Below are 9,511 nucleotides of genomic sequence, written 5' to 3' on the forward strand. Positions count from 1 at the left end.
ACCTTTCCAGGCGCGATTAAACCGGCCAAGGGTCCAGTCGAACCAGCAAAGGCAAATCCCCCCTTGTCAAAGGTGGAGTGAGGGACCGCTGTTACTTTTTCCCCGCCAGGGTCAGCACCGCCGGCAGGGTGATCATGAAGGCGACCTGGCAGGCGAGCATCCCCAGCGACATGACGGCGCCGATGCTGAAGACCCCCTGGTGGTGGGCCACCATCAGCGCGCCGAAGCTCGCCATGATGGTGAGCGTGTTCAAGAGAACGCCCAGCCCGGTGCTGCTGGCGATAACCGACGCCGGACTCCCCTCCTCGCGCCGGTACCGGTTGATGATGTAGATCCCGGAGTCCACCGCGATCCCCAATACCAGTGGCATCACGATGATATTGGCGGAGTTGAAGCTGATCCCGAACAGGTACATGCCGCTGATCATGAACAGGATCCCGACGATCAGCGGCACCAGCCCGATCAGGGTGTATTTCACGCTTCTGAACGCGACCAGCAGAATCACCACGATCGCCCCGAAGGCATAGAGGAAGGCGTCGCGGTAGGCGTCGCGCATGATGGTCATCGACTCGTACACCATGACCGGCTCGCCGGTGGCGTGCGGGTCGACGCTGCGGATGTCATGCAAGAACGCCTTGAGCGGCTTGTATTCGAAGATCTCCTCTTTGGGCGCCACCTGGAGCAGGAGTTTCCCGGTCTTGCCGACGAACCGGCTCTTCAGCTCGGGCGGGACGTCCGCTTCGGAGACCGGGGCCCCCTTCAGGCTGTCCTTGAGCAGACCGATCTTGTCCGGCAGCTCGCGGAACATCCCCCCCTGGAAGTCCTGCAACATACCCACGGCATTGCGGTCCTTCTCCTTCTCCAACGAGGCGAAGAACTTGTCGAGGATCGCGAGGAACTGCCCCGCCTGCTTCGCCTCGGGGCGTTTTTCGGCCTCGAGCTTCTCCTTGAGCTTCACGGTGGAATTCCGGAAGCCCTCGAACACCTTCGGCAGCGCCATGAGGGAGATCTCCTCCTCGTATTTCACGGGATGGATCTCGTCGAGCTCGCGGCGCATAGCGGCCAGTTCGGCAAGCTTCTCCTGCTGCTGTTCCGGTACGAAGGAATTCACGCTCACCACGTGGTCCACGGTCGGCAGCGCCTCAAGGCGCCGGGTCTTCTCCGCCAGGTCGGCCTGATTCGTCGCCGAGATCACCGCGAAGTAGCCGGAGTTTTCCTTGGAGCGCATCAGCTTATAGGCATAGGTGACCGACTCCAGCCCCTTTGCCTGCAGGTTCATCAGGTTGTAGTCGAAGGCGATGTGGGTGAGCGGATAGATGGATAAGAGGCACAAAACGGCGGTTGCCCCGATGACGAGCTTCGGGTGGGCGGCGAAGAGCTTGAATTCCTTCTTGGCCACTTCCAGCTTGGGAACTTTCACCCGGTGCGGCTTGCGGTGCCGGGCCAGGATGATGAGGATCGCCGGCAGCACGGTGAAGGTCACCAAAACGCAGATGGCGACCCCGCCCGCCGCGATGATGCCGAGCTCGGAGATCCCCTTGAAGTCGGTGAAGACGAAGGTGAAGAAAGCGGCGGCAACGGTCGCGGCGGCCATGACGATGGCCCAGATGTTACGGGTAAGGCCGATGGCGATCGCCTCGTTTTGCGGCTTGTCGCGGCGCAGCTCCTCCTGGTAGCGCAAGACGAGCTGGATGCCGTACTCGATCCCGATCCCGATCAGCATGACCGCGAAGACCATGGAAAGGATGTTGAGATGCCCGACGGCGAGGGTGGCAAAACCGAAGGAAAGCGCCACCGCGACCAGCAGCGAGACGATGGCGGCAATGGTATTGAGGATGCCGCGGAAGGCGATCAGGAGCAGCACCACGGTGAGGGCGAGCGAGATGCCGGTAGCCAGGGCGATGTCTCTCTGGCTGGTGTTCATCTCCTCGTTTTCCAGGACCGGGGCACCGGTCAGGCCGGTCTTCACCTTGGCGAACTCGGGGAGGCGCTTGAGCTTGGCGATTTCGGCACGCACCGTGGCAATGGCCGCCTCGGCCGGGACAAAGCCGGTGCTGTTGCGCACCGGGAGCACGGTCAGCACCTGTTGCCGCCCCGCCTTGGCGAAGGAGGAATCCGGGTTCATGAACAGGCTTTCCATGGAAGGGGGCTCTCCCTTCCCGCCGAAGCTCTGGAAGCCGGCGCCCAGCTTGTCCAGCATGAACATGATCGAGGGGAGCTGGGAGGTGTCCCCGGCCACGTATTTATCCATGCTGCTGGTCAGGTAGGTGAAAAGCGTCTCGACGTTGGGACTCTTGGCGAGCTCTTTGAGCACCGGCAGTGCCAGGGTGATGTTGCGGTGCAGATCTTTCAGATCGCTCAAAGGAAGGAGCATCAGGCCGTTTTTCTGGAAGAAGGGGAGCCCGAACGGATAGAACACCTGGGCGAAGTGAGTCTTGTCCTTGGACAGCGCCTCATAGAGCCTGGTGCCGAAAGCACCCGCCTTCTCCGCATCGGAGCTCTCGATGACCACCGCGATCTCTTCCTGGTCCCCGAACTCACCCCGATAGGAGACGAAGTCGCGGTTGAAGAAGGTGTTCTGCGGCATGAGCTGGTCACGGCCGGTGAGGAACTCCATTTTGTGAGCGGTGTAATAGATCGAGGCGGCGGAGAGAAGCAGGGCCACGATGAGGACCAGCCACGGGCTTCCTGCCGCTACCCGGTAGAAAAACGAGTTTTGTGCCGATTTTTTTTCCATGATTACCCTGCCTTTGCGCTGATACCCAAAGCTGCAGAAGGTACCACATCCACCCCCTGCAAGGCAACCTCCCCACATAAAGTCCCGTTTTTTCTAATTAATTTTGTAAACACTAAGAAAAATATATGTACCTTTTGTCAAAAATGTGGTATGTCTCCCGGCTTGTTATCTGTACCGAAGACGCTACACTCCATTAGCCGCGGTCAATAATTCCTGAAAGGAGTATGAGGTGACCCTCCCGTTCAAACACCCCATATCTAGTTCACTCACTTCATTCAACGGCGCTCCCGTGGAATCGGAGAAAGAGTCTGGGAACAAACATGGTGCAACGGTCCACCGACTTCCCGCATCCATCTGGAAGAGTAAGCAGGGCAAAGCAAACAGTGCCCTCGATCTCGCCATAGAACGCAGCCGCGATTTCTTCTTCAGGGAGCAGCTTCCCAAAGGTTACTGGTGGGCAGAACTCGAATCCAATGTCACCATTACCGCCGAATATATTATGCTGTTCCATTTCCTGGGGATGGTTGATCGGGAAAAGCAGCGCAAGATGGCCAATTACCTGCTTTCCAAGCAGACCGAGAACGGTTCCTGGACCATTTATTTCGGCGGCCCCGGCGACCTTTCCACCACGGTGGAGGCCTATTTCGCGCTGAAGCTCTCCGGCTACCCGGCGGAGCACCCCGCCATGGAGAAGGCGCGCGCCTTCATCCTGGAGCACGGCGGGATCATCAAGACCCGTGTTTTTACCAAGATATTCCTCGCCCTTTTCGGCGAGTTTGCCTGGTTCGGGGTACCTTCCATGCCGGTGGAGCTGACCCTTTTGCCGAACTGGGCCTATTTCAACATGTACGAGTTCTCCAGCTGGGCGCGCGCGACCATCATCCCGCTCTCCATCGTGATGGAAAAACGCCCGGTGAAAAAGCTCCCGCCGGCCATGCGGGTGCAGGAGCTCTTCGTCCGCCCCCCCCGTCCCACCGACTACACCTTCACCAAAGAGGACGGGATCCTGACCTGGAAGAACTTCTTCATCGGGGTCGATCACCTGCTCAAGATCTACGAATCGAGCCCGATCCGTCCGTTCAAGAAGAAGGCGCTCGCCCGGGCCGAGCAGTGGGTGCTGGAGCACCAGGAAACCACCGGCGACTGGGGCGGCATCCAGCCCGCGATGCTGAACGCGATCTTGTCCCTCGCCACCCTCGGCTATCCCAACGACCATCCGGTCATTGCGCTGGGGCTCGAGGCGATGGCGAACTTCTGCATCGAGACCGACGATGAGCTGGTGCTGCAGTCCTGCGTCTCGCCGGTCTGGGACACCGCGCTCGCCCTGAAGGCGCTGGTCGATTCCGGCGTGCCGGCCGACCACCCCTCCCTGATCAAGGGGGCGCAGTGGCTCATGGACAAGGAAGTCCGCAAGCCGGGCGACTGGAAGGTCAAGGCTCCCACCCTGGAACCGGGCGGATGGGCCTTCGAGTTTTTGAACGACTGGTATCCCGACGTCGACGACTCCGGCTTCGTCATGATCGCCCTCAAGGGAATCCAGGTGAAGGACCGCAAGTCCTTGGACGGCGCCATCAAGCGCGGCATCAACTGGTGCCTCGGCATGCAGAGCAAAAACGGCGGCTGGGGCGCCTTCGACAAGGACAACACCAAGTACCTGTTGAACAAGATCCCGTTCGCCGACCTGGAAGCGCTCATCGATCCGCCGACCTCCGACCTCACCGGCCGGATGCTCGAACTGATGGGGACCTTCGGCTACGCGAAGACCTATCCGGCCGCGGTACGCGCCATTGATTTTCTGAAGAAGGAGCAGGAGCCCGAGGGGCCCTGGTGGGGACGCTGGGGGGTCAACTACCTCTACGGCACCTGGTCGGTCCTGTGCGGCCTCTCCGCGATCGGCGAGGACCCGAACCAGGCCTACATCCGCCGCGCGGTGAACTGGATCAAGTCGCGCCAGAACATCGACGGGGGTTGGGGCGAGACCTGCGAGTCCTACCACGACCGCACCCTGATGGGTATCGGCGAGAGCACCGCATCGCAGACGTCCTGGGCGCTCTTGGCGCTCATGGCGGCCGGCGAGGCGCACTGCTCCACGGTCGCCCGCGGCATCCAGTACCTTCTGGCCACCCAGAAGGAAGACGGCACCTGGGACGAGGTGAACTACACCGGGACCGGCTTCCCGAAATACTTCATGATCAAGTACCACATCTACCGCAACTGCTTCCCCCTCATGGCGCTCGGGACCTTCCGCGAGCAGACCGGTGGGATGCTTGAGTAGGAACCGCGCATGAAGGCTTTCGTCACCGGTGCCACCGGTTTCATCGGCGCCAGCATCGTCCGGGAACTGATCAAGGACGGTGTCGAGGTGCGTGCCCTGGTGCGCCCCGGCTCGGACCGGACCAACCTGGCCGGCCTGGACGTGGAGCTCTTCGAAGGGGACCTGACCGACCGGGATCACCTGGCCCGGGGGCTCAAGGGCTGCGCCACCCTGTACCATGCGGCCGCCGATTATCGGCTCTGGACCCGCAGCCCGGCGACCATGTATGATGTCAACGTCGGCGGGACCCGGAACATCCTGAACGCCGCGCTGACCGCCGGGACCGAGAAAGTCGTCTACACCTCCAGCGTCGGGACCCTCGGGAACCCCGGCGACGGCACCCCCGGCACCGAGTCGTCCCCGGTCGGCTTCGAAGACATGGTCGGCGACTACAAGAAGAGCAAGTTTTTGGCCGAGCGCGCCGCCGAGGAATTCATCCCGCGCGGGCTTCCGCTCGTGATCGTGAATCCCTCGACGCCGGTCGGTCCCCGCGACGTGAAGCCGACCCCGACCGGGAAGATCATCGTCGACTTCCTGAACCGGAAGATGCCGGCCTATCTCGATACCGGGCTCAACCTCATCGACGTCGAGGTCTGCGCCCGTGGCCATATCCTCGCCGCCCAGAAAGGGAAGATCGGTGAAAAATACATCCTGGGGAACGAGAACCTGACCCTGGCCCAGATTTTCAAACTCCTCTCGGAGCTGACCGGGCTGAAGGCCCCCGGGGTGAAACTGCCTTACTATCCGATTCTTTTTGCCGCCTACGCCAACGAGGCCATTTCCGCCTGCACCGGGAAAGAGCCGATGATCCCGCTGGCGGGGGTCCAGATGGCGGCCAAATTCATGTTTTTCGATCCCCAGAAGGCGATCCGGGAGCTGGGGCTTCCGGTGCGCCCGGTGCGGGAATCGCTTGAGCAGGCCGTGGGCTGGTTTCGCAGCCACGGCTACGCACGGTAGCGGACCGCCGGAAGCGTCCGACGGAGATACTCACCCATGCACAAGTTGCTGCAATCTATCAATGGTCCTCAGGACCTCAAGAAGCTGGGGGTCCACGAGCTTCCGAACCTCGCCGAAGAGGTCCGCTCGTACCTTATGGAAACGGTCTCGAAGACCGGCGGGCACCTCGCGTCCAACCTGGGCTGCGTCGAGCTCTCCATTGCGCTTCATTACTGCTTCAATTCCCCGGCCGACAAGATCATCTTCGACGTCGGGCACCAGGCCTACACCCACAAGATCCTGACCGGCCGCCGGGACACCTTTCCGACCCAGCGCCGCTACCGCGGCATCAGCGGCTTCCCCAAGCGCTCCGAGTCCGAGCACGACGCCTTCGGCGCCGGGCACTCGTCGACCTCGATTTCCGCCGGCCTCGGCATGGCGGTCGCCAACGGGCTGAACGGCGATGCGCACCGGGTCATCTCCGTGATCGGCGACGGCTCGCTCACCGGCGGGATGGCGTTTGAGGCGCTGAACCAGGCGGGGCATCTGCGCAAGAACCTCATCGTCGTCCTGAACGACAACGAGATGTCCATTTCCCGCAACGTCGGGGCGCTCTCCTCCTTCATCTCCCGCAAGATGACCGGCGGCTACTACCGGAGCCTGAAGAAGGAGATCGAGGGGCTTTTGACCGGCATCCCCGCGATCGGCGGCAACATCCTGCACTTCGCCAAGAAGGCCGAGAACTCGCTGAAAGGGTTCCTCACCCCGGGCACCCTCTTCGAGGCGCTCGGCTTCGAGTACGTCGGCCCGATCAACGGCCACGACCTGGAAGCGATGGTCGGGATCCTGGAAAACGTCAAGCAGATCGAAGGGCCGATCCTGGTCCACGTCATGACCAAGAAGGGAAAAGGGTACGGCCCGGCCGAGGACATGCCGGACAAGTTCCACGGCGTCTCCCCGTTCAGCCTGGACGGCAAGCCGGCTCCGGCGCCGCGTGCGGTGGCACCTTCCTATACCCAGGTCTTCGGCGAGACCATGGTGAAGCTCGCCGAACGCGACCCGAAAGTGGTGGCGATCACCGCGGCCATGCCGGACGGCACCGGGCTCACCCCCTTTGCCAAACGATACCCGGAGCGCTTTTTCGACGTCGGCATCGCCGAGCAGCACGCGCTGACCTTCGCGGCGGGCCTGGCTACCCAGGGGTTCGCCCCGGTGGCCGCGATCTACTCGACCTTCGCCCAGCGCGCCTACGACCAGGTCTTCCACGACATCTGCCTGCAGAAACTTCCGGTGGTCCTCTGTCTGGACCGCGGCGGCCTGGTCGGCGACGACGGCCCGACCCACCACGGCGCCTTCGACCTCTCCTACCTGCGCCACCTTCCGGAGTTGACCGTGATGGCGCCCAAGGACGAGAACGAGCTGCAGCACATGGTCTACACCGCCGTCGGCTACGGCCGCCCCATCGCCCTGCGCTACCCGCGCGGCGCCGGCTTCGGCGTACCGATGGACCGCGAGTTCAAGGAGCTTCCGATCGGCAAGGGCGAGCTTTTGCAGGACGGCACCGACCTCACCCTCGTCGCCATCGGCTCGACGGTGCATCCGGCGCTCGAGGCGGCCGCCCTGCTCAAGGAGCAGGGGATTTCCGCGGCGGTGGTGAACGCCCGCTTCGTGAAACCGCTCGACGAGGAACTGATCCTCTCCCAGGCCGAGAAGACCGGCTGCATCGTGACCGTGGAAGAAAACGCGCTCATGGGCGGCTTCGGCAGCGCCGTCCTGGAGCTTTTGGCCGACCGCGGCCTGAGCCAGGTGCGGGTGAAGCGGATCGGCATCCCCGACCGATACATCGAGCAGGGGAGCCAGGCCCAGCTGCGTGCCGACCTCGGGCTCGACAAGGAAGGCATCGCGGCCACCTGTGCGGCGTTTCTCAAGGGAAGAAGGGCTGACGCACCGCAGCTCGCCTGCGTTAAGTAGAGAAGCGAAGTGCTTTGAAAAAAGCGCGGGACATGCCCGGCTTCGGCATGTCCCGCTTTTGTGTTTATTGCCTTGGCAGAGTTTGTCAGGGGCTGCCTGACAAGAATAAGTAGCGTATATGGTAGATCCTTCCCCGAAGCGTCCCCTTTCCTTCAAGGAAAGGGGCAGGGTGAGGATGGGGTTCCTCAGCAACAACAAATAGAAGAGCCATTAAGGGACGGACTAAGACATGCGTTTTCCGATGCGATTGAATTACGATCTCACCAAGTACATCGTCTCCAACAAGATGAAGAATGTGGAGAAATACCCGCTCGTGCTGATGCTGGAGCCGACGCACCTGTGCAACCTCGCCTGTTCCGGCTGCGGCCGGATCCGCGAGTATGCCGACACCATTCAGGACATGCTGACCCTGAAGCAGTGCCTGGACTCGGTCGACGAGTGTCCGGCGCCGGTCGTCACCATCACCGGCGGCGAGCCGTTCCTCTATCCCGAAATCTTCCCGCTCATCGACGGGGTGCTGGCGCGCGGCAAGCACGTCTATCTCTGCACCAACGCCCTGCTCCTGGAGAAGGCGCTCGACAACATGAAGCCGCACCCGAACTTCATCCTCAACATCCACATGGACGGGATGGAAGAAACCCACGACCGCATCCTCGAGCGCAAGGGGACCTTCAAGATCGCGATGTCCGCCATCAAGAAGGCGAAGGAGCTCGGTTTCCGCGTCTGCACCAACACCACCATCTTCAAGGAGACCGACCTCGTCGAGATCGAGATGCTCTTCTCGCACCTGCGTGACATGGGCGTCGACGGCTTCCTGGTCGCCCCGGGCTTCGGCTACGAGGCGGTCGGCGAGAAGCTCTTCCTGGAGCGCCGCGAGATCGAGAAGAAATTCGAACAGGTCTACGAGATGAGCAAGCGGTACCGCTTCTTCTCCACCCCGATGTATCTGCGCTTCCTGAAGGGGCAGAAGCAGCTCGAGTGCACCCCGTGGGGGAACCCGACCCGCAACACCCGCGGCTGGAAGGCCCCCTGCTACCTGATCACCGACGCCCACTACGGAAGCTTCAAGGAGATGATGGAGAAGACCCAGTGGGACAAGTACGGCGTCGGCAAAGACCCGCGCTGCGCCCAGTGCATGATGCACTGCGGCTTCGAGCCCTCAGTCGTCGCCGAGATCGGCAAGAGCTGGAAAGACATGTGGGAAATGTTCCTCTGGAACATGACCTGATTTTTTGTTTGATATCGACCGCAAAAGGCCCGCCGGACGTCAGCATCCGGCGGGCTTTTTTGCGCCTGCGAGGGGGACGCGAGACAGCAGCCGCTTTGCTCGGCAAGACAGGGGCGAACCCTGTGGGCCTTTCCAGGCGCGATTGCCCAAGCATCCAATGCGAGCTCCAAAACCTTTAGCCGGCGCACACCCCCACGACATCGCAGTCGCGTTGCAGCAAGTGATCACAGCACAAATGGTACGGATGGAGGGCGTGTAAAGGATTTTGTGTAAATGCCCCATCGGCTACATAACGGGCATTCTTCCCTCGTAAATGATTGAGAAC

Annotated in this window: 5 protein-coding genes; 4 read left to right on the forward strand and 1 reads right to left on the reverse strand. The window is 61.8% G+C overall.

Annotated features, from left to right (window positions below):
- Positions 1 to 91: 91 nt before the first annotated feature.
- A complete protein-coding gene (locus JFN93_RS23525) occupies positions 92 to 2,737 on the reverse strand; it encodes an MMPL family transporter (RefSeq protein ID WP_199386826.1) in 2,646 nt (881 codons plus the stop codon).
- A gap of 229 nt (positions 2,738 to 2,966) precedes the next feature.
- Here JFN93_RS23525 and shc point away from each other — a divergent pair, with 229 nt between their 5' ends.
- From shc to hpnH, 4 genes are all read left to right on the forward strand, one after another.
- On the forward strand, positions 2,967 to 5,012 hold the full coding sequence (shc, locus tag JFN93_RS23530) for a squalene--hopene cyclase (RefSeq protein WP_199386827.1): 2,046 nt from the start codon (positions 2,967 to 2,969) through the stop codon (positions 5,010 to 5,012).
- A gap of 9 nt (positions 5,013 to 5,021) precedes the next feature.
- Positions 5,022 to 6,008, forward strand: coding sequence for a hopanoid-associated sugar epimerase (gene hpnA, locus JFN93_RS23535; protein WP_199386828.1), 987 nt, complete (start codon positions 5,022 to 5,024; stop codon positions 6,006 to 6,008).
- 36 nt (positions 6,009 to 6,044) lie between these two features.
- Positions 6,045 to 7,958 carry a 1-deoxy-D-xylulose-5-phosphate synthase gene (gene dxs / locus JFN93_RS23540; protein WP_199386829.1) on the forward strand — a complete coding sequence of 638 codons (1,914 nt, stop codon included), beginning with the start codon at positions 6,045 to 6,047 and terminating at the stop codon, positions 7,956 to 7,958.
- Positions 7,959 to 8,187: 229 nt separating this feature from the next.
- Complete coding sequence (gene hpnH, locus JFN93_RS23545) at positions 8,188 to 9,186, forward strand: adenosyl-hopene transferase HpnH (RefSeq protein WP_199386830.1); 999 nt, start codon at positions 8,188 to 8,190, stop codon at positions 9,184 to 9,186.
- The last annotated feature ends 325 nt before the right edge of the window (positions 9,187 to 9,511 follow it).

Origin of the sequence: Geomesophilobacter sediminis (assembly GCF_016458275.1) — a bacterium.
Lineage (GTDB): Bacteria > Desulfobacterota > Desulfuromonadia > Geobacterales > Geobacteraceae > Geomesophilobacter > Geomesophilobacter sediminis.

What these genes read in the sequence shown, in the direction of transcription:
- dxs (WP_199386829.1), top strand. Translation starts at nt 6,045, where the DNA reads ATGCACAAGTTGCTGCAATCTATCAATGGTCCTCAGGACCTCAAGAAG.
- hpnA (WP_199386828.1), top strand. Translation starts at nt 5,022, where the DNA reads ATGAAGGCTTTCGTCACCGGTGCCACCGGTTTCATCGGCGCCAGCATC.
- JFN93_RS23525 (WP_199386826.1), bottom strand. Translation starts at nt 2,737, where the DNA reads ATGGAAAAAAAATCGGCACAAAACTCGTTTTTCTACCGGGTAGCGGCA.
- hpnH (WP_199386830.1), top strand. Translation starts at nt 8,188, where the DNA reads ATGCGTTTTCCGATGCGATTGAATTACGATCTCACCAAGTACATCGTC.